Annotated in this window: 17 protein-coding genes and 2 pseudogenes; 12 read left to right on the top strand and 7 right to left on the bottom strand. The window is 59.6% G+C overall.

Annotated elements, in window-relative coordinates; translation table 11 throughout:
* Positions 1-155 precede the first annotated feature (155 nt).
* From WV31_RS19400 to WV31_RS21820, 4 genes and pseudogenes are all read left to right on the top strand, one after another.
* A pseudogene (locus WV31_RS19400) lies at positions 156-461 on the top strand (HU family DNA-binding protein); the annotation flags it as partial.
* Positions 451-864 (top strand): MucR family transcriptional regulator, encoded by a 414-nt coding sequence (locus tag WV31_RS19395; protein WP_085375079.1) that lies wholly within the window; start codon positions 451-453, stop codon positions 862-864. The pseudogene WV31_RS19400 and the gene WV31_RS19395, both read left to right, overlap by 11 nt.
* A gap of 20 nt (positions 865-884) precedes the next feature.
* Positions 885-1,388 carry a helix-turn-helix domain-containing protein gene (locus WV31_RS19390; protein ID WP_237051385.1) on the top strand — a complete coding sequence of 168 codons (504 nt, stop codon included), beginning with the start codon at positions 885-887 and terminating at the stop codon, positions 1,386-1,388.
* A 130-nt stretch (positions 1,389-1,518) separates the two neighbouring features.
* Positions 1,519-1,956: a hypothetical protein gene (locus WV31_RS21820; protein ID WP_145980915.1), complete on the top strand. Its 438-nt coding sequence runs from the start codon at positions 1,519-1,521 to the stop codon at positions 1,954-1,956.
* 103 nt (positions 1,957-2,059) lie between these two features.
* On the opposite strand, the gene WV31_RS19380 is transcribed toward WV31_RS21820, so the two are convergent.
* Both WV31_RS19380 and WV31_RS19375 read right to left on the bottom strand, forming a co-directional pair.
* Positions 2,060-2,323 carry an exonuclease domain-containing protein gene (locus tag WV31_RS19380; RefSeq protein WP_085375077.1) on the bottom strand — a complete coding sequence of 88 codons (264 nt, stop codon included), beginning with the start codon at positions 2,321-2,323 and terminating at the stop codon, positions 2,060-2,062.
* Between the two features lie 14 nt (positions 2,324-2,337).
* On the bottom strand, positions 2,338-3,633 hold the full coding sequence (locus WV31_RS19375) for a hypothetical protein (protein WP_085375076.1): 1,296 nt from the start codon (positions 3,631-3,633) through the stop codon (positions 2,338-2,340).
* Positions 3,634-4,197: 564 nt separating this feature from the next.
* Here WV31_RS19375 and WV31_RS19370 point away from each other — a divergent pair.
* From WV31_RS19370 to WV31_RS22850, 8 genes and pseudogenes are all read left to right on the top strand, one after another.
* Positions 4,198-4,620 (top strand): hypothetical protein, encoded by a 423-nt coding sequence (locus WV31_RS19370; RefSeq protein WP_085375075.1) that lies wholly within the window; start codon positions 4,198-4,200, stop codon positions 4,618-4,620.
* A complete protein-coding gene (locus tag WV31_RS19365; RefSeq protein ID WP_085375074.1) occupies positions 4,617-5,753 on the top strand; it encodes a hypothetical protein in 1,137 nt (378 codons plus the stop codon). The genes WV31_RS19370 and WV31_RS19365 overlap by 4 nt, the downstream gene beginning before the upstream one ends.
* Before the next feature lie 16 nt (positions 5,754-5,769).
* Entirely contained in the window at positions 5,770-6,030 is a 261-nt protein-coding gene (locus WV31_RS19360; protein WP_085375073.1) for a hypothetical protein, read from the top strand.
* A complete protein-coding gene (locus WV31_RS19355; RefSeq protein WP_085375072.1) occupies positions 6,027-6,275 on the top strand; it encodes a hypothetical protein in 249 nt (82 codons plus the stop codon). The genes WV31_RS19360 and WV31_RS19355 overlap by 4 nt, the downstream gene beginning before the upstream one ends.
* A gap of 520 nt (positions 6,276-6,795) precedes the next feature.
* Positions 6,796-7,065, top strand: coding sequence for a helix-turn-helix domain-containing protein (locus WV31_RS22235; RefSeq protein ID WP_168186001.1), 270 nt, complete (start codon positions 6,796-6,798; stop codon positions 7,063-7,065).
* 126 nt (positions 7,066-7,191) lie between these two features.
* The gene (locus WV31_RS19345; RefSeq protein WP_085375070.1) at positions 7,192-8,868 is read left to right on the top strand and encodes a hypothetical protein; all 1,677 of its coding nucleotides are present in this window, start codon (positions 7,192-7,194) and stop codon (positions 8,866-8,868) included.
* Entirely contained in the window at positions 8,865-9,950 is a 1,086-nt protein-coding gene (locus tag WV31_RS19340) for a site-specific integrase (RefSeq protein WP_085375069.1), read from the top strand. The genes WV31_RS19345 and WV31_RS19340 overlap by 4 nt, the downstream gene beginning before the upstream one ends.
* A 163-nt stretch (positions 9,951-10,113) precedes the next feature.
* Positions 10,114-11,226 (top strand): annotated as a pseudogene (locus WV31_RS22850) (recombinase family protein); the annotation flags it as partial.
* Between the two features lie 660 nt (positions 11,227-11,886).
* On the opposite strand, the gene WV31_RS19330 reads toward WV31_RS22850, so the two are convergent.
* The 5 genes from WV31_RS19330 to WV31_RS19310 all read right to left on the bottom strand — a co-directional run bounded on the left by WV31_RS19330 (position 11,887) and on the right by WV31_RS19310 (position 22,455).
* On the bottom strand, positions 11,887-12,600 hold the full coding sequence (locus tag WV31_RS19330; RefSeq protein WP_206072561.1) for a YgjP family zinc-dependent metalloprotease: 714 nt from the start codon (positions 12,598-12,600) through the stop codon (positions 11,887-11,889).
* Entirely contained in the window at positions 12,600-15,704 is a 3,105-nt protein-coding gene (locus WV31_RS19325) for a type I restriction endonuclease subunit R (RefSeq protein WP_085375067.1), read from the bottom strand. The genes WV31_RS19330 and WV31_RS19325 overlap by 1 nt, the downstream gene beginning before the upstream one ends.
* Before the next feature lie 15 nt (positions 15,705-15,719).
* Complete coding sequence (locus WV31_RS19320) at positions 15,720-16,970, bottom strand: restriction endonuclease subunit S (RefSeq protein ID WP_085375066.1); 1,251 nt, start codon at positions 16,968-16,970, stop codon at positions 15,720-15,722.
* Positions 16,961-19,522, bottom strand: coding sequence for an HsdM family class I SAM-dependent methyltransferase (locus tag WV31_RS19315; RefSeq protein WP_206072560.1), 2,562 nt, complete (start codon positions 19,520-19,522; stop codon positions 16,961-16,963). The genes WV31_RS19320 and WV31_RS19315 overlap by 10 nt, the downstream gene beginning before the upstream one ends.
* A gap of 248 nt (positions 19,523-19,770) precedes the next feature.
* A complete protein-coding gene (locus WV31_RS19310) occupies positions 19,771-22,455 on the bottom strand; it encodes an AAA family ATPase (protein ID WP_085375064.1) in 2,685 nt (894 codons plus the stop codon).
* Positions 22,456-22,666: the final 211 nt, after the last annotated feature.

Raw genomic sequence — 22,666 nt, 5'->3', positions numbered from 1 at the left:
TGCGGTCGATGGCGTGCCACATGCACGACTGGTAAATCAGCACGAGACGATGATGGTGTCGATCCGCACCCTGGAAGACCCGGAGTTCTTCAAGGTGGCTCCATCAATAGTGTCCGGGGAAACTTGACGCTCCAAGAACCTCGTGCAATTCATGAAGCCATACTTTTTGCAGGGAGGGGCACATGAACAAGTCCGAATTGATCGCCGCCGTTGCCGATGGTGCCAACATGACTAAGGCCGACGCGGGAAGTGCTATCGACGCCGTTTTTGAAGCCATCGCCACCGCCATGAAGTCCGGCGATGATGTGCGTATGGTTGGCTTTGGGTCTTTCTCTGTTGCATCACGCCCTCATCGCACTGGCCGAAATCCACGTACTGGCGAAACCCTCGTCATTCCCGCAAGCAAGTCGCCGAAATTCACTGCCGGTAAGGGGCTGAAGGACACCATCAATGGCCGATGATCTCAAGTCTCTAACCACCAAAATTGTTGCTGCCTACTTAGGCAGCAACACCCTGGCGGCCACGGAAATTCCAACCCTGATTAAGTCGGTTTATTCGACCTTGGTTGGCACGGAAGCCCCGGCCTCAGTCCCGGCTGAACAGCCGCAACCTGCCGTTTCGGTGAAGCGGTCGGTGACCCCCGACCATATCGTCTGTCTGGAATGTGGTGATCACCAGAAGATGTTGAAGCGACACCTCCAGACCAGCCACGGACTGACCGCCGACGAGTATCGGGCCAGGTGGTCCTTGGCCAGGGATTACCCAATGGTCGCCCCGGAATATGCAGCACGCCGATCCGAACTCGCGAAAGCGGCTGGCCTTGGCTATACGCGGAAGAATCGTCGGCCCAAATCAGCCATCTGATGAATTAGGAGGCGTTCAGCATGCCGCCACGTAAGAGCACCAAGCCCGCGACTGCCCCCAAGCCTGCCAAGAAAGCCAAGAAGGCTGGCCGGTCCACCCGAGGCCGATTGGATGATGGCAGTGCCAATCCCATTGATGTCCATGTTGGTGCCCGCATTCGGCTTCGTCGTACCCTACTCGGGATGAGCCAGGAGAAGCTGGGTGAATGCCTGGGACTGACCTTCCAGCAGGTGCAGAAATACGAACGCGGGGCTAATCGGGTCGGAGCCTCCAGGCTATTCGATCTATCCCGTGTTCTGGATGTGCGGGTTGGCTATTTTTTCGAGGAGATTTCTGCGACCGCACAGGCGGCATCGCCAGTCGAGGTGATTAGGGGCAACGTTACAAAATCCGTTAATGCCCCTGACGAGAACCCAATGACGAAGCGGGAAACCCTCGAATTGGTCCGGGCTTATTTCACCATCGCCGATCCCAAAGTTCGAGAACAGGTTCTGGCAATGGCCAAGGCTTTAGGGCCGAGATAATTTTCTGCCTACCTGCCTACCGAAGATCAAAAAATGATCTCCGCATTGCGATTACTCCGAATCGAATACGAAGAGGTGATGATCGGTGCCCTTCGCGGCAATTCCTCGTCATGGCAAAGGTTGTCGGCCATTGAGCTCGGTGGAAAGCCTTGAATTTGACCGTCAGCCAATTCATGCTGACCTCCGTAAGGCAATACCCCGCTCCATTGACTTACGACACAGCCTCAGCTCTGTAATTGAGCTTCGCAAGGTCTGGCATGGTATGGGCGCTTCGGCGCAAGGGCTGGCGGGAACAAGCCCTGAATCTGACTATACCATGGAGATTTCTATGACTGATCTTATAGAGAAGGCCCGTGAGCGCCGTGTCCGGCATCAGCTTGCCCGCAAGGGCTACGGGCTGATTAAGAGCCGCGCCCGGCGCGATGACGACCCAGAGAAAGGCCTTTATATGGTCTACCGCTTCACCGACCAGATGGCCATGACTCGGGGCTATCACGCCCACAGCGAAACGCTTGAAGATGTGGAGAGTCTGGCTGCCGAAATCGCACATGATCCCTGCTGGTGCTAACGATTTGAAGGTGTCGCCCGCGTCGTCCGGGCGGCACCCTCTATCTTCCTGCTGAAAACAGGCCATCTCCGCCGACTTGAAAAGCCGCGATATTCGCCATTCCTCAATGTGATCGGCTATCAAACGGCAACACCGTCCCGGTCATCTCGTAATGGGAAAGCGGGGCCTGCTCGATCTCGGTGGGACGAATGCCAGTGATCACCAGTGCCCCAGGGGTGGGAAGCACATGGGGTTGGAGCCGACAGCGGAGGTTCACCTCTTCGACCACGTTGAGATCATCATCGGTGACCAGGGCGGCGAACTGGAGAATCTGACCGAACCCGGCATCCAGACCGGTCGTCTCGGTATCGAAGAAAGAGTAGCCCACTGCGATCTCCCAGATTAGTCGCCGGACGGCACCCGGCTGACCTCATCCGCCATTCCCTGTATCAGGTTCAGCCACCTGTCCCGCACCGCCATCAAATCCGCAATCCGAACGCGGCCCTTGGGCATCCTCAATTCGGCTTCCAGAGTTGGAGAACTTGGTGGCCGGATGTAGGCTCCCGACACCAGTGAGGCCACATTGTTCATATAGGCCGTGCCAATATCGGTCCCATAGGCCAAGTCCTTTTGGTTCAGCCCAAAAACCCAGACATCTCCATTCTTCATCAGGCTGCCCAGATTCCAGGATCGTCCTTCCCGATCCTGCACCCGAATCGATATGGAGGCCGATGCCTCTCCAATCTGGCAGCCGCGAGCCACACATTCATCGACGAATGCCCGGACATTGGCGACCTGATCCGGGACTGATTCCTTCAACGCTTCGAAAAACATCTCCTGGCTCAAGCTCGTGGTTCGAGCCGAGGATGATTTTGTCGTCTCCGCCGGAGATGCCGGTAAAGGGTCAACCACCATGCCCTCGACCAAGCGAACCGTCAGCTTGTGAATCTCGGTTCTGGCCTCCACATGCGGCACCACCAGATAGGGGAAGTCGGGGACGCTGGGCAGGCGGTAGATGTCCAGCTTGATCATCCCGAGAGCAAATTGAGTGCCGGACTGAGCGCCGAGCATTTCCGCGATGCCCTTGGCGGTGGGGGAGCGACCATCAGCCACGATCAGGCCCAGCATGCTGCCGCGTCGCAGGTTGCGCTCCACCACCTCGACGAAGCGGCTTTCATCCAGGTCGGAAGCACCGGCCAACGCATAGATGGAATCGGAATCTGCCGAACCATCTGACTCGGTAGCCTTGCGAGCGGCGCGAACGGCGCGCTCCAGATCGGCATAGGTCCAGCGCGACAATTCAGCGATATAGCTGAGCAGTTGGGCGACCACCGCCCGCCTGAACTCGCTGTTACGGGCCAGCTTGCACTCGACAACGACGATTCCCCCATCCGGGGTCATCAGCAGGTTATCGACATACCCGACCGGATTAGCTGGGTCGCTGCCAACCGGCAATTCGCGGCAAATGGATCGAGCGGTATGAAACGCCGGTTCAATGTCCCAGATGGGCAGAACCTCGGGGGCGAGGTGAACAATCCGCTGGAGCAGGTCTTCGGTGTATTGGCTCTCCCCCTGGCCATTGGGAGTCAGCCTGGTCAGCACCTGTGCGGATGCCGGAGCCAGAATGCTGGGCAGCGCCGTTGGGATGCCGTCGCAAGACCGCCGGGCCTGCGTTTGCCCGTCCAGTGAATCCGTCATCTTTGGCTTCCCCCCCGGAACCAGAGCTTGCGGTGCGCCCCCGCAAGATGGCTATGACCACCAGAACCCTGGCAGTCGGGGAGTTGGAAAAACCGTACCAAGCCGGTCACTGCGGCCTTTAGTCGTGAGACCTGGACATAGCCGCAGTCTCCCCGACATCAAAGGTCAAGGAGTGCGGCACTGTTTGCGGCCAGCGCCATTCCGCTTGGTACAGGGGTTTCCACGCCCCAAAAGCAGCGCGTCTGCTTTCGCCGGTAAGCCTAACCGCAGTCGCAGAGGCGATAAAGCCCCAATCGACGATTGGGCGCGGCTCCTGCTCCAGCGCGCTTCGCCATCCCGATTTCTGCATTCCAGGGAGAGATGGTGCAATTGCCTGCACCGTGGCACGAGCCCCCCCTGTCACTGGCAATTCCCCGCAGCTACAACTCAGTAACTGATAAATAATTGTAAGTCATACATATCAACACTCAACATATATATTTTAAATGGTCGCAAACTTACACATACAAAACATAAATCATATAGTTACAGTATTTATGAAAACAAATACTAACGGAGATTCAAATGGCATCAAACTTCAATTCCGGACTGTCGTTGCAGGCCAGCCGCAACCAGCCGATCTACCTGACCCATATCGGCGGCTTGGCAGCGGTCCTCGAAATCAGGGTGCTGTCCACATATCCCGGCAGCCAGGAGGCCCGCATCAGGATCGGCGTCCACGGAGAACGCTGCGACCTGAAGGCATTGGGTATTCCGGACAAGGACTGGTCATGCCGGATCGGCATGAAGGAGCCGACCGAAATCATCCCTGGCGTCCAGGTCATTGTCCGCCGCAACGACCTCAAGGATTTCGTGACCCGCAACAGCGCCACTATCGTCATCAATGCCGATCCGAAGACCTGGCTCATCGAGCGGAAGGTGGTGATTGAGCGGCGGCTCACCACCCAGGGCCGCCCCTTGTTTCCGGACAACGGGAGGAACGTATGAGCAGCTCATACTCGCTGATCGGGGCATACCTCCCAACGAAGCACCCGATCCCACTCGCCATTGCCGATGGATGGCTCATTCGTTCGGCTTTGCAGAAGTGCATCAGGCGCGGCGCAATTGACCTTGCCGGACGGGCTGCCCTGACCTTCTGGCGGATGGAGCGTGCCGCCGTTTGGTTGCGCCTTCTGGTTATCGCCCACGAAGATATTGGCCTGGGCAGTGTTGATGCCGTTCTGGCGGCAACGGCGGCCACCAACGCCAAATGGCGGAGGGTAATGGGCGATGACCAGACCACGGTGGTGGCGGTCGCACGCATGCTCGCCGCCGCCAACAAGAGCCGCTCCGCCGAGGGGCTGGCAAGCGCCGCCGCAAACGACCCTGGGCTTCGTCCGCTCAATAGCCTGCTGCGCACATGGTCAATCCCCCATGTCCTCGGCTTGGTGATGGACGAAGCCGTGCCGGTTGTGGAGCGGGCCACTGCTGCATGGCATGCCTCGGGAGTTGACCTCTGGCCCAATCGTCGGGTTGGCCCCGGCAATCTGCCCGCCCTGTTCGCCGCCTACCGCAAGCTTGGCGTTCCCGAGGCGGTGCTGGAGGCCGCCGCCATGGCGCTCCGAAAGGTCCGCGAACCGATGTTCATCCTGTTCCCGTTGCTGATTCTGGTGATGGGGCAGGAGAGCACGGTGGAGGACCAGGCGCTCCCCATGCCCATGGTAGGAGATGTGCCGCTGTGCGCGGTGGACCTGTTCAGTCGGATGGGCAAGACGGCGATTGCGAGCTTCGCCTTTTCCCACCCTCCTATCCGGTCTTTCTTGAAGGAACTGCTTCCGAAGAAATCCTGGGCCAAGGCCGCAAGTTATGGGGTGTTCTTTGCCGAGGGCGGACGGGTGAATCCCAAACTGCACTGGCGGCATTCCGAGGCCATCGAGCGCCAGGGCATCGAGGCCGACTGCGCCTCAATCGGCTTTCCAGTCGATGCCATCTCGGACTTCATCAAGTTGGTGGAGGCCGAACTGCCTCACCTCCACACCATCCGGGTCGGGCTGCTGGAAGCGGCCATGCCCGATGCGTCATTGCCGCAGGAGGCGGTGGCTCCCGCGACCAGTCACGACATCAGCACCTCAACCAATTGAGCAAAAGGAGATCGCGATGAATAAGCCGAAACCGTCGTTTATCAAAAACCTGAAGCCTAAGAATCCGGAAGGGCCGTGGCGGGTCAGCCTGTTTCACTGGGAGGTCGCCCCCGATGGCCCGGTGCATGGCCACGTGGTCGAAGCGGTCGAGGCCAGTGACCTGGAATTGGCCCGGCTGGCTGCCCGCCGTCTGCTGGACGCCGCGATCCCCCAGGGAACCAAGCTGATCACCCTGGAGATCGCGACCAGCAGCCTCATCGACGGAGGCCAGATATGACCAAGCGTGGCTTCCGGGAGTTCGACGTTTCCGACCAAGCCGTCGCCTCGGCGGCCAAACTCGGCATGCCCGATGCCCGTGACATGATCGCCAGGATGGCAAAGGCCCATGTGAAGACCCGACTCGGAGCGGACATCATCCGCCATGGCATTTTCGCTATGCGGGTCAATGACGGCACCGTCGAATGGATCGGCCTCGGTCCCGCCGAATGGCGCAAGCCGGAGATCGAACTCAGCCAGTCATAAGGCGTTGCACGGGAAAAGGGCGGATTCCCGCCCTTTCCCTTATTTCCAAGGTCACACTTCACGCCAGTTTCTCTCCTGGCACGACCTTGGCGCTCCATATGCGGGCGACTTCCACCGAGAAATTTATAGAAAACACGCCAATGGCACGCTAAATTTGCCATGTCCAAAGTGACATTCTGAGAATCCCCCCCAAAGAAATCGACAGCCGTACGTATTCGGCCATGTTCGACATTGTGGCGAACGCACTTGAAATGTGCGTCGCATGGCTATGTGACGCCTCAAATTGGATGCGTCGCCATGACACCGAATTTCCCACTCGCCGAGGCAAATCCCGCACCACCTCACTCCCCCCCAGGGAATGAGGTCAGAGATGCTCTGCCTACGGCGCATAAGAACAGCAGCACCGATAGCCACGGCTCCGAAGCATTGCGCTTCCTCGCCCGCCTCCTCGGAAGCGCAACTGCCCGCAACAATTTTCCGCATCAGTAGAGGTTCGCTCAACAAAGGAAAGGATTCCGAAATGGGCAAAAGTCACGCACCAGTGCTCCTCCACAGCATGGCTGTCGCAAAATTGGCGGCCACGAACAACGACATCAAGATTGCCGGTTTTGAGCCTCTGTTGTCGTTAAAGCAGGTTTCCAAGATTCTTGGCTATTCGACCTCCACCATCAGGCGGCGGGTCGCCGAGGGGGCATTGAGCCCGGTGCAGGACCACAAAGGTGCACAGTTGCGCTTCCGGCCAGCTGAAATCCGCCGCTACGTCGCAACGATCACCGGCCAGAACATCTAACCAGTGCTTGCGAGCAAATTTGACCAAGTTTGCACAGCAAAAATAACACCGGCACAAAAACATCCACACAATTCAATAAGGGTTAACACAGGTAATAAACTTATGCGTGGCAGAGGATGAGCAGAGATGAACACGTTTGATAATGTCTGCACGCAGCCATCAATGACTTGGAGCCAAGTCATCGACTGCGTTAAGGCCGACAGCACATTGACCAACAAGGTGCGCGAAAATTTGATCAGGGATACGACTCGAGTGGCCGAAATGCTGTCGAAGATGTTGAAAATCGCAGCCCCAGTCGATCAAGTCGCCATGGCGTCCCTGTTTGACAAGCTGACCCCAGCGAAAATGAAATTTGCGACCGATGGCGGCCTGTCAGCTTTCAAGTCTAATGTCCGCCGGGCGCTTCGCGTGTCGGGCATCAAGGTGACCGACGGGCGCGCTAATAACAAGCTGACTCAAGCGTGGCAGACCCTTGTGGACCAGATCACCGATACGTGGACTCAGGCCGAGTTGTCCGGTTTCGTTCATTACGTGTCGGATAATGGGTGGGAGCCGTGGATGATCACGTCCCTGCACTTCGAGAAATACAGCCAGCACCGTGCAATCTCGGTCCTGCCTTCCAAGGCCCGGAAGCTCACTACGAACGCTGCCAAGGCGTGGCGCAAGGCGAAACAGGCAGTGGCCGATTGGCCGAGCACCGAAATCGCCCCCGAAATCCTGACTGACTGGACCTACGCCCTCCCCTGGAGTGCATTTCCAACGACTTTTCGGGCCGATACCGATGGCTTCGTCGGTGTTAACACCAACAACCCTCTTGGCTGGCTCGAAGACTCGGTGGGGCGGAAGCCGAAGACGGTGACCAACTACATGGACTGCATCCGCCGCATGGCCTCGATCCTGGTCCGGATGGGTACCCCGGCTGAATCCTTAACTAGCCTCAGGGATTTAGTCACCCTCGATAACGCGAACACGATCCTGAAGTTCGTGTGCGAACGTACCAATCGCAAGAAGGGCGGCCAAATCGGCCTGATGGCCTTCCTGCTCTATTACATCGCCCGCGACTGGTTGCACCTTGAAGGGCCGCTCGTTCAACGGCTCAAACAAATCCACCAGAGCACCAAGCAGAAGGCCGGTATGGCCGAGAAGACGCGCCGTCGCCTGCGCCAGTTCGAAAATGAGGAGCTTCTCGACCGCACGCTGTGGTTGGCCGATACGCTCCTGGTAGCGGCTAAGAACATGCCCATCGACATCCACAGTGCCAAGCTCGTCCGCACCGCCACCTATCTCGCGCTGGCGTTCGACACCTGCTCGCGCTCGATCAACATTGCGGCCCTGGACTTCGACACTCACTTCTTCACGCAGGGAGATCGGGTTTGGCTTGAAATTCCTGACGACGAGGTGAAAAACGGCGAAGACCTTCGCGCTGAATTGCGCCCGGAGACCATCGCCACCATCCACCTGTATGTCGAGAGTTATCGGGCAGTTCACTGCGTCAACACGTCCTCGTTACTGTTTCCCCGAAAGGACGGAACCGCCTGGACGACTTCCCAAGCATACGACGACGTCATGGATTTTGCGGCCCGGTACGCTGGCTGCGAACTCCACCCACACCTCATCCGCAGCATTGCCACCAAATTGATCCTGGACGACAGCCCTAACGCCCTGCCGATTGCTCAGCATTGCCTTGGTCACCGCACCATGCGCACAACCGCAGCATCCTACCTCGCCATGAGCAAGACCGAATCTCGCAAGCAGTATCATCGGGTCTTCGACGATGCTCGCCGTCGCTGGAGCAAGCAATGAAAGACCGTCTTTCCGTTCCCTTCTCGGATTGGCCAGATGGCGACCGCGACCTCTACCTTTGCACCGTGGAGATGGCCACCTCCCTGCTGGCGGCGAGGGCGACAACTTGGTCAACACGCCACAAACACGTTGCACGCCTCGATTATGGCCGCTTCCTAAGGTTCTGCCAAAATGCCGGGGTCGATCTAGTCGCGACGACACCTGCTGAACGAGCAACGCAAGAAATGTTGACAGCATTCTTCACTGCCGAGCGCACTAGGCTGGCCAAGACCACTCAGGCCACGGTTGCTGGAAATATTCTGGGATTCCTGGTTGCAATGGTTCCCAACCATGACTGGACTTGGCTGCGAGCTGTTCACGCCTACCTGCGCTCCCGTGCTAAACGCCAGCCGGTAAAGAAGGGCAAGGTGGTCCATGCAGCCGACTTGTTTTCCCTGGGGATGGATTTGGTTAAATGCAGCCTCAGCAATGACAAAGCGAGCACAGCCGATCCAATAGCCTTTCGTGACGGCTTGATCATCGCCACGATGGCGTCGGCCCCGGCACGTATCAGCAATTTCGCCTCCGTCGAGATCGTCGGACACCTCGTTCATGACGCTGCCGGCTGGTGTCTGCGTTTTGACGAAGATGAAACCAAGGAGGATAAGTTCGACGAATGGCCTCTGCCTGACAAACTCGGCCGCTACCTGGAGGTATACCTTGAGCACATCCGCCCAGTGCTGATTGGTTCGTCGTCCAAGGCAAATGCGGGAAATGCACTGTGGATCGACGACACAGGCGCAGCAATGTCTGACCAAACTATGCGCAAGCGCATCAAGGAACGGACTGCCGCCAAATTCGGCGTCCCTACCCTTCCACATGCATTTCGAAAAAGCGCCGCCACGACCTTCGTCATCGAACTGCCCGAGCAGGCGATCAAGGTATCGGCGCTCCTCAACCATACCCCGGATGGTAAGGTTACGGAAAAGCACTACATCGTCGCCCAGCGCCAACTGGCCTCGCAAGCATGGCATCAAATTTATGAACGACGCCGTGCGCGGGCCAAGCAGTCAATCAGAGAGCTACAGCACCACGGTTCTTGACCCTGTAAGCGGGGTGGCTCAGTATTCTAAAGGGAAGGTTCCAAGTGCCAAGGAGGGCACGGAATCTATTTTTCTAGGTTGGTTCGGCCCCAAGTTCCAAGGATGGAAAGGGGCCTCATCGTAACAGCCTGTGCCAGTGGCCTGGGCGTACAGTGAGGTCATCATGTCCTTGGTTTCGGCTTCGGCCCCTTCTCCCCGTGTCGCCATCTACGCCCGTTTCAGCACCGACATGCAGCGCGAGGCCAGCATCGACGATCAGGTGCGGGTCTGCACCGCCCACATAGACCGTATGGGCGGCACTGTCGTGGAGGTGTTCACCGACTACGCCATCAGCGGAGCCAACAACAACCGCCCCGGCCTCATACAATTGATGGCCGCTGTGGGGGATGGCCGGATCAACATGGTGGTGGCCGAGGCGCTGGACCGCGTCTCCCGTGATCAGGAACACATTGCTGGCATTTACAAGCAGCTGACCTTCGCCGGGGTCCAGCTCTTCACCACTTCGGAAGGGCCGATCACCGAACTCCAGATCGGATTCAAGGGCACCATGAACGCCCTGTTCCTCAAAGACCTGGGGGACAAAACCCATCGGGGCCTGGAGGGCCGCGTCAGCCAGGGCAAGTCAGCGGGCGGCAAGGCTTTTGGCTATCGTATCGTCCATCAGTTGGACGCTCGCGGCGAGCCGATCCGGGGCGACCGTGCCATTGATCCCGCCGAAGCCTCCATCGTGATCCGCATCTTCATGATGTTCGCCGCCGGTCACTCACCTCGCGCCATCGCCAAGGCGCTCAACACCGAGGGCATCCTCGGCCCTGATGGCGGGGCGTGGCAGGACACCACCATCCGGGGCCACCAGGGACGTGGCACCGGCATCCTGCGCAACCAGCTCTATATTGGTGTCATGGTATGGAACCGGCAGCGGTATATCAAAGACCCCGCCACCTGCAAGCGGGTGTCGCGGCCCAACCCGGTATCGGAATGGAAGTACGCCGACGTTCCCCACCTGCGCATTGTCGATCAGGACTTGTGGGATCGTGCTCAGGCCCGCCTAGACGGAATCCGTGCATCCGACCGTTCCCAGAAGGCCCGTGAACGGGAGTTCTGGAAGGACCGCCGTCCCAAGCACCTGCTGACCGGCAAGGCGTATTGCGGTTGCTGTGGCGGATCGCTCGCCACCATCGGCCAGGACTACCTCGCCTGTAGCGCCGCCCGCAACAAGGGCACCTGCGAGAACGGCAGGGGCATCCGCCGCAACGTGGTCGAGACACTGATTCTGGATGCCCTCAAATCCCGGCTGATGGCCCCGGAGCTGGTGAAGGAGTTCTCGTCCGCCTTCATCGCCGAGACCAACAAGATGCGGGCCGAGGCCGAATCCGGGCGGGTGCTGGTGGAGCGCGACCATGCCAGCGTCTGCCGCAAGCTGACCGGCTTGATAGACGCTATTGCCGACGGATTCCGCGCCCCCGGCCTCCAGACCCAGTTGGACGATCTGGAGCGGCGCAAGGCCGATCTGGAGCGCCGCCTGTCCGAGCCGCATGCTCCTCAGCCGCGTCTTCACCCCAACCTCGCGGAAGTGTACCACACCAGGGTCACCAGCCTGCACGACGCCCTGGCGGACCCGGCCAGCAGCACCGAGGCCATCGAGATCATCCGCTCGCTGATCGAGCGGATCGAGGTGCGCCCGACCGAGGGCAAGGGGTTCGAGATTGAGCTGATCGGCGACATCGCCAATATGATCGAGCTGGGCCTGGAAACGAAGAAAGCCGCCCCTGGTGGGGCGGCTGTTCTCGGTCAGTACCGGAGTTCGGTAAAAGTGGTTGCGGGGGCACGCCACCATTTGCCGCGAACATCGCACAAGCGGCTTAAATTTGCAGCGGGGATAGGCCTCCTCGCTTACCCAAACAGCGATACGCGAGAACATCCAAGTGCGTTTCGCTTACTCATTCCACACGTCAGCGGCCAATGGCAGTTCATTGAGTTCCGCACGGGCCTCGCGCCACGTTGGAAACTGCATATCGAGGATGCTGATGAACCGTTCACTGTGGGTGGGCTCGATCAGATGCGCCATCTCGTGGACGACCACGTATTCCAGTAGATCCTTCGGCTTTTTTACGAGTTCGGTATTGAGCCGGATATGCCCGGCCTCATGGTTGCAGCTTCCCCACTTCGTCTTCATCCGCTGCAGGAAATAGCCGCTGACCATGACGTCAAGCTTCCGCTCCCATTTCTTGATCAGGGACGGCAGAACTTCATGTAGCAAAGCCTTGTGCCAGTCATGGATGACCTCGGCCCGCTTCGCCGCATCACTCCCTGGACGCACGGTCAAGACGATCCGCTTGTGGTCCAGCTTGACGGAGGGCTTGGTGTCCCGCCCCTCCACCGTCATGAGGTATCGCCGCCCCCACAGGTAATGGCTCTCCCTGGTGACAAACTGCCGTGGCGTCTCACGTGCCTGCTCGGCCAGCTTTCTTTGTTGCTCGCGAATCCAGTGCAGTTTGGAGATAGCGTATGCGCGAGCAACCTCCAGGCGAGTCACGCTGGGGACAGCCAGGGTGACGCGGCCATCCGGCGGGTGAACCGAAAGGTGGACATTCTTGATGTCTTTGCGCGTCACCGCGATGCTGAGGTCGCCGAGCTCTATGGTTTCCATCACCCATAACCTGATTGGTTCTTGATGATGTCGAACAGTGCCGCCGTCGCCTGACGGTCGCGACCAAGGAGCGGGAACAGCGCATTCAGCACCTGCGCCTCACGTACCTGGTCGCCTTTCCATCCGGCCGGCGCACGTTCCCGCACGGTCGTGTCGATCTCCACGGCCAAGGCGGCCTTATCATCGTCATCGGCCGGGCACTGAAAGCTGGTTACGGTCAGCGAGGCCAGGTTGTTGAAGATCACCGTGGCTTCGGGCTTGCCGTGCAGGACCGCCGGAATACCGGCGGTCGGTTGCTTGGCAGCCAACTGCCTGACCAACGCCTCGGCCCGGCGCAGGAACTCTTCATAGGCAGCGGTATCGGCCCGGCTCTGCTGGATGAGGTCACCCAGCAGCTTGGACATCTCCTCGTAGAAGCGAGGGTCGGTCAACTGATCGCGGATGATGGTCTTCCGCACGTTGTTGATGATGGCCTCGGCGATGGCGTTCCGGGAGAGCTTGCCTTTCTCGTTGAGCTTCCGCGCGATGGCGTCGTGGATGCCGGTCTCGATAATGAGTTCGGTCAGCGAAAGCGCCCCGAGCTGGCCCAAATCCGTGGCGGGATCGGCCTGGATGTAGGTGTTGATGAGGTGGCGCATGTCCGCCTCAAAGGGCTTGATGTCCAGTTCCTCCCCCGAGTGCCGTTTGATGGCGGCACGGATCTCGCTGTAGAACTCAACCTCCTTGCGGATATCGGCTGCGTCGGCGTCGGAGTAGCCAGCCTCGCTCAGGTTCTGCGCGATGGCGGAATAGGCGCGCACAAAGGCGGCGACCGCCTTGTAGAACGACACCCTCAGCGCCTCGGTGTCGGTCAGCGCGTTGGGGTCGGCCGCGTTACCGCAGAAATAGTGCAGGAACTGCTCGACCTCGCGCGGGGCCGCCACCGGCTCGCACAGATAGCGCAGCGCCTCACGGGTTTCGTCGAGTTGCTCCCTTCCCTCCTTCAGCCAGTCCTTGAGGTAGACGTTGTTGTCGCCTCCGCCGCCCTGATCAATGTCCAGTTCGTCCGAGCTGTACACCGAGATTGCCTGCTGCACGTCACCGAACAGCTCCTTGTAATCGACGATATAGCCATAGTCCTTGTCGGCGCCATCCAGCCGATTGGTCCGGCAAATAGCCTGGAACAGGTTGTGGTCTCGCAGCTCGTTGTCGAGATAGATGTAGGTGCAGCTTGGGGCATCGAAGCCGGTGAGCAGCTTGCTGACCACGACCAGCAGCTTCATGTTCGCCGGCTCTTCGATAAAGCGGCGCTTTGTCTCGTCCTCGTACTGCTTGACGGTCTGTCCGTTCTTGAGGACGTGCATGGTGTAGGTATCGAACTTGTAGCGCTCGTCGCTGTTGGGCGGCTCGCGGGAAATGGCGTTGTGGTTGGGCTCAAAGGAGGTGATGATTCCGCAGTAGGGGCCGAAGCTGGTGTTCTGGAACAGGCGGAAATAGTGGCAGGCGTCGTAGATGGAGGCCGCCACCAGGATCGCGGTGCCGCGATCATCGTTCAGACGAGGCTTGAGGCCGAAGTCCTGGATGATGTCGGCGACGATGCGCTGCTTGCGCTCACCGGCGCTCATCAACTCCTCCATCGTCGCCCAGCGCTTGCGCAGGACGGCCTTCTGGAAATTGTTGAGCGCCTTGGTCTTTTGCTCGAACCAGCGGTCAATGGCCGCCTGCGAGGTCAGCCGCTGCGGCACGTCACGGGCCTCGTATTTCAGGTCCAGCACCACCTTGTCGGCCACCGCCTGGGGGAACTTGTAGGTGTGAATGTAGGTGCCGAAGACATCCCGCGTCATCATCCGGTCTTTGCGCAGAAGCGGGGTGCCGGTAAAGCCGATGAAGATGGCCCCTTCCAGCCAACGCTTCATCTGCCTATTCATGTCGCCGCCTTGCGAGCGGTGGCACTCGTCCACAAAGACGAAGAAGCGTCCCTGGATAGGCGGTGGCTCGCCCTTCAGGTCGGACGGGTCGATCTTGTGGATCAGGGCGCACAGCAGACGCGGTGATGCCGCCCCCAACTTCTGAATCAGTTCCGCCCGCGATGTGATGCGAGGCGAAGGCGACTCGGCGCCGACCACCCCGGCGTTCTTCATCACCCCCTCGATCTGCTTGTCGAGCTCGTCGCGGTCGGTGATGACAAGGACGCGCGCCTCGGAATCATGCTCCAGCAGCCATTTGGCAATCAGCACCATCAGGATGCTCTTGCCGCTGCCCTGGGTGTGCCAGATGACACCGCCCTCATGTTTGGCGGCCCGTTCCTGCGCTGCCTTGACCCCGAAGAACTGGTGCTGGCGCGGCACCTTCTTTTGGCCGGCGTCAAAGATGATGAAGTTGCGTATCAGGTCCAGCAACCGGACCTTGTTGCACATCTGGGCGAGTGGCTTGTCGAGCAGAGCGCCGGTGTCCGGCGCAGTTCGGGTCCCCGTTGCCGTCTCGTCCTTCCATTCGACGAAGAACTGCTCCGGTGTGCCGATAGTGCCGTAGTGCAGCCCTTGCGAATCACTGCCGGCCAGCAGGAGCTGCGCCAGGGTGAAGAAGCCCTTGTTGAAGATCTCTTCCTGGTTGGTGATCAACTGGCGCACCCCGTCGGCCACCTCCACCGAGCTGCGCTTGAGCTCGATCACCGCGATGACAAGGCCGTTGAGGTAGAGCACGATGTCGGGCCGCCGCTGGTAACCGCCCTTCAGCGTCACCTCCTCGGCCAGTGCGAAGTCGTTCCTCTCCGCTCGCTCCCAGTCGATCAGATGCACGGTCTCGTGGGCCTGGCCGGCGGCAATCTGCACCGGTACGCCGTAGCGCAGAAGCTGATAGGTGCGCAGGTTGGCCTGATACAGCGTGATGCCGGTGGCATCGGCGGCGGTTTCCAACTTCTGCAGGGCAGCAGCGATATGGGCGGCGGAGTAGCCGCGCGCCGCCAGATTGTCGCGCAGGATCTCCGTCTCGATCGGGCGGTTGCTGCCGCGCTTGGACCAGTCGCCCAGGTAACGGTAGCCAAGGCCGTCTGCCCGCGCCGGATCGGTGAAGAGCGCGATTACGCGGTTTTGCGTGCGGCGCTCGGAACGCGGTTGTTCGGACATGCTCCCCCCTTACAGTCAGACGAGCCTAGTCTTGCCGGTTAGCAACTCCTGCATCATAGCGTGCTTGATGGCGCGCGTCTTCTCGCGTTGGAGTTCCAAAGCTGCCAATTCCTTGTCCATATCGGAGAGCACGGCTGCGATGGCAGATTGTTCAGCAAACGGAGGAATCGGAATTTCCAGTGCGCTGACGTCGCGGCTATTGATTGCCGGATAATTGGACCCCGTGAGCAGTGCTTCAATCTGCCTGCTTACACAGGATGCAAATAAATGTGCGATTAGGTAAGGAGGACTGGTTACGTCCTGACGGGAACGCACGACGCAGAATCCTGTGGAGCAAATCCAATTCCCAGGCCCACCGGCAAACAGGAGATGGGATTTTAGATTCGGGCGCACGGTGGAAACCAACAAGTCACCAGGTCTGAGTTTGCGACGCGCACGCGACGGGGCCACAGCAAAGACTAGTTCAGTATGGCTTCTGAGGGTACCACGATCCACATCTTCGAGAGCGATGTAGTTAAAGGAAAAATCTGGGCGCGTATCGCTGGTAAGGTTCTCAGGATCTATATCGGCGACTTCCCCCAACCGCTTCACCTCCCACTCGCCTTGGAAACCTGGCAACCGGATCTGGCCGGTGAGGAGTTGCTGCATGGCGGCCTGTTTGAGGTCGCGCTTCTTGGCGATGAGCTGGTCCAGCCCGTCCAGTAGCGCATCCACATCGGAAAGGGCGGCGGCGATCGCGCGTTGTTCGGGAAGAGGTGGGCACAAAAGCTTTAACTTCCCGACAGTCGTCAGATTAATGCCGGTTTTAGCTCCGACATCGGTCATTTCACGGAAGAGCTTTTGTGGAACATATGAGGCAAGATAGTAGCTCTGGAAAAGCGGATCTGCTTTCTCCGGAGTAAGTCGCAAGCAAGCAATGTGCTGATTTATGTATGCCGGCTTTGGAACATCCCTGTTAATGTACCCAATAATTCCGATATCCGCTGTAATTGATACAAGAATATCTCCGTCCTGCAGTGCCGTGCGAAGCCCCTCCGTATCGTTTTCTGGTAGATCAACAAATTTTTGGTCGGTCAGGTCAGGATGAATACAGTCTCGCGAGAGATTTGTGATCCGCATAAATAATGAACCACGATCTGAGTAATACTTCGCCCATCCGCGCGAGCCGCTCGTTATAAATGGATCAAGATCAAAAGCCTCGACGACATTCCACTCCTCGGGGATTATCCCGACGTCCGTCTGCCTGTATCCGGGCCTCACTTCCATGATGCCCCCATCCGCTTGAGGTGACCCTCGACGCGGGCGGCGAGCTTTGCCACCTCGTCGGTGAGCTGCTGCAGCGGCGTGGCGTAGCGTTCGGCCAGTTGCCGGATGCGGCCGGTGAGCTTCTGGGACACGCGTTCAAGCTCGTCCTGAACGTCGGCCGATAGGTGCGCCATCCACTTGTCGTCCACCACCAGCGCCTTTATCTCGGCTTCGGTGAGCGTGGGGTATTTGTCATAGGCCAATTGGTCAAGTTCGGCCTCCAGTTCCTTCACCGCACGCTTCAGCGCCGTCTCATTCTCCGACAGCTCCAGCCAACGTTTGAGAACGACGGCCTCGTCCTTCGCCTCCTTATCGTGCCTGATTTCCTTCAGCCGGGCGTTGACCTCAGCCTTGGCGATCTTGTCCAGCGCACCCAGGAAGCCGTCCTCACCGCCGTGCTCCTCCTCCAGTTCGGCAAGGCTGGCGGTGGCAGCTTCCCACTCAGCCTCCTTGGCCTCGATGGCGCCCAGCTCAGCCGCAAAGTAACGAGCGACGATGAAGGGCTTGGGGATCAGGTCGCAAGTCCAGCCTTTATCCCTGGTTTTTCCCTTTTTGTCGGTTTCCAGGACGCGGGAGGTCTCGGCCACCCAGCCATCGGCGGCAATCAGGTAGGCGTCGTCCTGCATCACCTCGCCCCAGAAATCCATCAGGTGCTGGTATACGTCATAGGCATCCAGCAGCGGCGCCTGCCGGAACGTGGCGAGCAGACTCTCGCTGACGGTTTCGATCAGCGCCTTGGGGTGCCCGCCCTCGTCAAAGCTGGTCAGGATCGGCGTGGTTGCGGCCTGCCAGTCGGCGAACAGCGTCGTCACCGTCTGGGTGAAGGCGGCGAATTCGGCGTGGCCCAGGATGGCGGGCTTAACCTCGGGCAGCGCCAGCTTGAGACGAGCGTAGCCGGGGCGCCCGGCGGACTCGAACAGGGCGGCGCGCACGCCTGGTAGAACCCGCCAATAGGCCGACAGGGCATCGATGTCGCGCTCGGGGATGCCGCCGCGCAGATGGCCATCGATATCCTGCAGGTCCTCGGGCTCGGTGCTGTCGATGTAGCGCGGCAGATTGAGGTTGAAGGTGTTCTTCGGATCGGCGATCTCGGTGAACGGAACCATGCGGGCGTAGCCGGTCACGTCCGCCTGCTTGGCAAAGGTATCGACGATCTTGTGGATGTCCTGCTCGCGCAGGCGATTCTTGTTGCCGTCCTTGATGAAGCCCTTGGAGGCATCGATCATGAAGATGCCCTTGCGGCCGGCGGCGTTTTCCTTGTCGAGCACCAGGATGCAGGCGGGAATGCCGGTGCCGTAGAACAGGTTCGCCGGCAGGCCGATGATGCCCTTGAGGATGCCGGAGCGGACAAGGTTCTCGCGGATGATCGCCTCGGCGTTGCCACGGAACAGCACGCCATGGGGCAGGATGCAGGCCGCCTTGCCGGCGCCTTTCATCGAACGGATGATGTGCAGGAGGTAGGCGTAATCGCCCTGCTTGGCGGGCGGCTCTCCCCAGGTGAAGCGCTTGAACGGGTCATTGGCGGGGGTGAGCCCGGTGCTCCAGGTCTTGTCGGAGAACGGCGGATTGGCCACCACGTAGTCGTAGGTGCGCAAATCCTCGCCGTTCTTGAACTTGGGTGCGGCCAGCGTGTTGCCTGAGAGAATGGTGGCCGTCGGGAAGTCGTGCAGGATCATGTTCATGCGGGCGAGGCCCGCGGTGGTCACGTCCTTCTCCTGCCCTTCCAGCGTGATGTGCTTGCCGGATTGAGCCGCCACTTTCAGCAGCAGCGAGCCGGAGCCGCAGGTGGGGTCGTAGGCAGTGGTCGCACCCTTGGTGTTCTCGGGTGAAATGCCGATCACCTTGGCGATCACGCGGCTGACCTCGGACGGGGTGTAGAACTGTCCCTTGCTCTTGCCGCTTTCCGAGGCGAAATGCCGCATCAGGTATTCGTAGGCATCCCCCAGGATGTCGTCGTGCTCGGCACGATTGGCCGAGAAATCGAGTTCGGGCTTCTGGAAGATGCTGACGAGATTGCTCAGGCGATCGACCATCGCCTGGCCTTCGCCCAGCTTGTTGGGGTCGTTGAAATCGGGGAAATCGCTGCGTGCTAGGCGGCTGTTGGCCTCGATCAGCGGCTGGATGATCTGGGTGTTGATCTTGTCGCCGATGTCGCTCTTGCCCTTGAGCGCCACCATGTCCTTGAAGCTGCTCCCCTTGGGGATGACGACGGAGGGCGCAAAATCATCGGAATCGGCGTACTTGTCCGAGACGTATTTGATGAACAGCATGAACAGGACGTAGTCCTTGTACTGGCTGGCATCCATGCCGCCACGCAGTTCATCGCAGGAAGCCCAGAGGGAGGAATAGAGATCGGACTTCTTGATCACCGAGGTGCGGCGCGGGCCGGCCCCACCTCCATTTCGGCTTGCTTCAGGTGACTTTGGCTCGGCGGCCAGCTTCGTGCTGACGGGTTTGGCGGCGGCCTTGGGCGGGCTTACTCCCAGCGCGTCAAAGAGTGTGGCCTCCGACATGGCAACCGATCCACCGCGCCCTTTGCCGGAAACAATTACGCCTTCGTCGAGCAGCTCAGCCTTGACCTGTTCATAGGTCTCCTCCTGCCAGCTGAGATCATCCCGCAGACCAATATTTCCCGCTCGTCCACCCCGCGCGGCAAGGGCCGCAAGGAATCGTTCACGCAAAGCTTCTCTGACCATATCCTCTCCCAATTTCACAGCACATGTGAGACGCGGCCGGAGCGTACCCGAGGAACGCCGCCCCCCTATCCGACCGTGGCGACAGGCGGCTCTTCCAATGCCTTGCGCCGCGTGCTCGCGTCCCTCTTTCTCTTGTCCGTCGCCGACCTAAAGCTATCGATCGCGTCGAGATCTGTCTTCATGTCAGAGGGCTGCGGCGTAGGAATTGCCCGTCCGGCCGCCATGTCATGGCCCGATCGCTCTGATACGCGTTTCATCGCCCAGAAGACAGTCTTGTAGTCCTGATCTTCCACGACGACGCCCTTGAGGCTCTGCGTGCGGACGTCCGTGTTGAACCTTTCGACGACCTGCCCAAGGAGGACTTCCTCGACCAAACGCTCCCATGTCTCACGTAAATCCGTGTAGAAGTCTTTTGCCTTGGCGCGCCATTCCTCGGTGTTGAAATCCGATATCACAGAGAAATCCTTCAGGCGCTCACGCAATTTGGCGATGCGCTTGTTGACGGACAACAGGAGCCAGGGCTCATCGCTTACCGACACTATTCCGAATCCGGATGCCTTCGACGAGCTGATGAAATTTCTGAGAACCGGAACCTGGGGCGTGGCCCTTGCCGCCGCCTCGACCATCTCGTTAAAGAAAAGAATGTTATGGGTGAACACGATGACCTGCCGCCCAGCGCGCGCCTCCTCGACCAGGCGGACGGCAACGCGGCGCAGACGAACATGGTCGAGCGACGACACTGGGTCATCGATGATCAAGCCATGCTTTTCGGTGTCACGTCCTGCCTCGCCAAGGAAGCAGGCAAGGGCCAGTGCCCTTTGCTCCCCCTCGCTCAGCACCTTGTTGTTGGCGGTCGCTATGGGCGAGTGAAGGGCGACGCCAAAATAGCTCTGACCATCCTTGCTGCGGTCGCTCACCTCGAAGGGGATGTGGGTGAGGTCGAAAGCTCGGATCTCTGCGAGGATTCGCTGTTCCAGGTCGTCCATGACTAAGCTACGGCGCAGCGTGGTGATCTGCCGTGAAATATGCCCCCTTTCCACGGCAACAACGCACGCCTTGAGCTTAGATAGCTGCTCCAGGTCCCCGTGGCGCGCAAGAATGGTGGCAAGGTCATCTGAGAGCTTCTTGCGGTCACGCAACGCGGCAAGCCTGCCCCGCTCAGCGGCCCGGCTGCCGTCTTCCTTGGCGGCCTGATCGAAGGCGACGGCTTCCGCTTCGAGGGCGGCGATGTCGGCTGTGATATCAGAAATGGGACTGGGCAGCAGCGTGGGGACGGTAGCGAACGCGCCCGTGCCGACGGCTTCGAGCAGGGCGTTACGCCGCGCGAGTGCCGCAGCGAAATAATTTGCGAGGGCTTTCCCAAGTTGGGCACGGGATTCGGACAGCCCTCCAAATTCCGCAAGAGCAAGGTCCACCTGAGCGGTGGCGGGAATTTGGACTTCCCGGACCTTGGCGACGGCCTGCTCAAGGGCTGCACGGGCGGCATCTGCGGCCTTGGCAGCCTGGCCCGCGACGAAATCGTTGAAGGCGCGCACACGGGCCGAACCATCCGCCGACAAGGGTTCTTGGCAAAGAACGCAAAGATCGCCTTCGCCATCGGGCAGCCTGTCCTGGTCAGGCTGAAGGCTGGTGGCATATGCCTTGGCGTAGTCGTACATCAAACGCCAAACTGGAAGACCAACGCCCTCCAACGGTTCGGACGCGAACTGGTCCGACGCAGCAAGGGACGCGGCATCAGCAGCAAGGCGCTCGTGCGTCCGCAAGCCTTCGAGCGCCGACCCGATGTCGGTCGATAGCCCAAGTTCGATGGCCGAAATCGCAACCGAGCAGGACTCAAGGGCTGCTTTTGCCCGGCGGGACCGCGCGGCCAACACCGCCGGATCGTTTGCCAAGGCGCCTTCAAGCTGCTGCATCTCCGCTAAGTCGGCATCTGCCCATTGGGCATTGACCTTAATTTCGTCGGCTGTCGGGAGAGGTTGCTTTGATTTCGGGTCGAGGCGTGCAAGCAGCTTTGCAGCATCTCCGTTGGGCGTGTAGCCGGCTGGCAAGGGGACCTTGACGCGTTTTTCGACCGCCGTAATTTCCTTCTGAAATGCCGCATCCATTTCCGCGCAGTGCTCGCTGTGGCGCTGGAGCAAGGCGATGTCGCTGGGAAGGAAGCTGATACGGTTTTCCTGGTCCACGTAGAGACGCGCGTTTTGCGTATCGAAAACTGATATCTGCGAAAGCTCCGTTGGTGGCGCGTTGCCGTCCGTCCAGACGGTCTCCGTGACCTGCTGATCGCCGACCTTCTGGTAGCGCACCGTCACGGCGGCCGGTGGCTTTGTCCCGGGCTCGAACACATTGCCGAGGAGATCAGCCGATGTCAGGCTGCGGCAGAGCTTTTTTGCGATGCGGGCATACCCGCTCTTGCCACTGCCGTTGTCACCATAGATGGCGGTCAGCCCGTCGAGGGCAAATTGCAATTTCTGGCCGGCGGCGAGGCGGTTGAGATTTTGAACCGGACCGAACGAACACAGCAAGGTTCTTGGATCAGAACCATTGGCGGTGCCTAGATGCGCTGCCATCAAAGGGGTACATAGCGGAGGAACGTCACCAGTAAATCCGGCATGGTGGCGGACACGGACAAGAATCTCCGCCTTGTCACCTTCGCTTAACGCATGAGTGGCTGACACGGCATGACGCCTCAGGGCATCGCGCGCCCATCCCGGCTGTTTATTGGCCCAGTCAAGCAAGCTCTCTTCCGCCATATCACAACCCCAGCACCTTCATTCACGTATTGGCGTTATATCACGGGAAATAAATTCATCCTATATGCGTAGCCAAACGGCGACACTACCACGAACACGAGGGGAGATCGTTGACGGAGAGCGCCAAGATGAGCTGAACCCTCGGCGGAATGCCGACCGGACGAAGGCGAGAAGGCGGCGAGCTATCAGACCCGCAATTTGGTGGCCATTA

This window comes from Magnetospirillum sp. ME-1 (assembly GCF_002105535.1).
Classification (GTDB): Bacteria; Pseudomonadota; Alphaproteobacteria; order Rhodospirillales; family Magnetospirillaceae; genus Phaeospirillum.
This window is presented reverse-complemented; position numbering and strand designations above follow the sequence as displayed.

Coding starts and splice junctions, on each gene's coding strand:
- WV31_RS19395 (WP_085375079.1), top strand. CDS start 451: ATGGCCGATGATCTCAAGTCTCTAACCACCAAAATTGTTGCTGCCTAC.
- WV31_RS19390 (WP_237051385.1), top strand. CDS start 885: ATGCCGCCACGTAAGAGCACCAAGCCCGCGACTGCCCCCAAGCCTGCC.
- WV31_RS19375 (WP_085375076.1), bottom strand. CDS start 3,633: ATGACGGATTCACTGGACGGGCAAACGCAGGCCCGGCGGTCTTGCGAC.
- WV31_RS19370 (WP_085375075.1), top strand. CDS start 4,198: ATGGCATCAAACTTCAATTCCGGACTGTCGTTGCAGGCCAGCCGCAAC.
- WV31_RS19365 (WP_085375074.1), top strand. CDS start 4,617: ATGAGCAGCTCATACTCGCTGATCGGGGCATACCTCCCAACGAAGCAC.
- WV31_RS19360 (WP_085375073.1), top strand. CDS start 5,770: ATGAATAAGCCGAAACCGTCGTTTATCAAAAACCTGAAGCCTAAGAAT.
- WV31_RS19355 (WP_085375072.1), top strand. CDS start 6,027: ATGACCAAGCGTGGCTTCCGGGAGTTCGACGTTTCCGACCAAGCCGTC.
- WV31_RS22235 (WP_168186001.1), top strand. CDS start 6,796: ATGGGCAAAAGTCACGCACCAGTGCTCCTCCACAGCATGGCTGTCGCA.
- WV31_RS19345 (WP_085375070.1), top strand. CDS start 7,192: ATGAACACGTTTGATAATGTCTGCACGCAGCCATCAATGACTTGGAGC.
- WV31_RS19340 (WP_085375069.1), top strand. CDS start 8,865: ATGAAAGACCGTCTTTCCGTTCCCTTCTCGGATTGGCCAGATGGCGAC.
- WV31_RS19330 (WP_206072561.1), bottom strand. CDS start 12,600: ATGGAAACCATAGAGCTCGGCGACCTCAGCATCGCGGTGACGCGCAAA.
- WV31_RS19325 (WP_085375067.1), bottom strand. CDS start 15,704: ATGTCCGAACAACCGCGTTCCGAGCGCCGCACGCAAAACCGCGTAATC.
- WV31_RS19320 (WP_085375066.1), bottom strand. CDS start 16,970: ATGGAAGTGAGGCCCGGATACAGGCAGACGGACGTCGGGATAATCCCC.
- WV31_RS19315 (WP_206072560.1), bottom strand. CDS start 19,522: ATGTCGGAGGCCACACTCTTTGACGCGCTGGGAGTAAGCCCGCCCAAG.
- WV31_RS19310 (WP_085375064.1), bottom strand. CDS start 22,455: ATGGCGGAAGAGAGCTTGCTTGACTGGGCCAATAAACAGCCGGGATGG.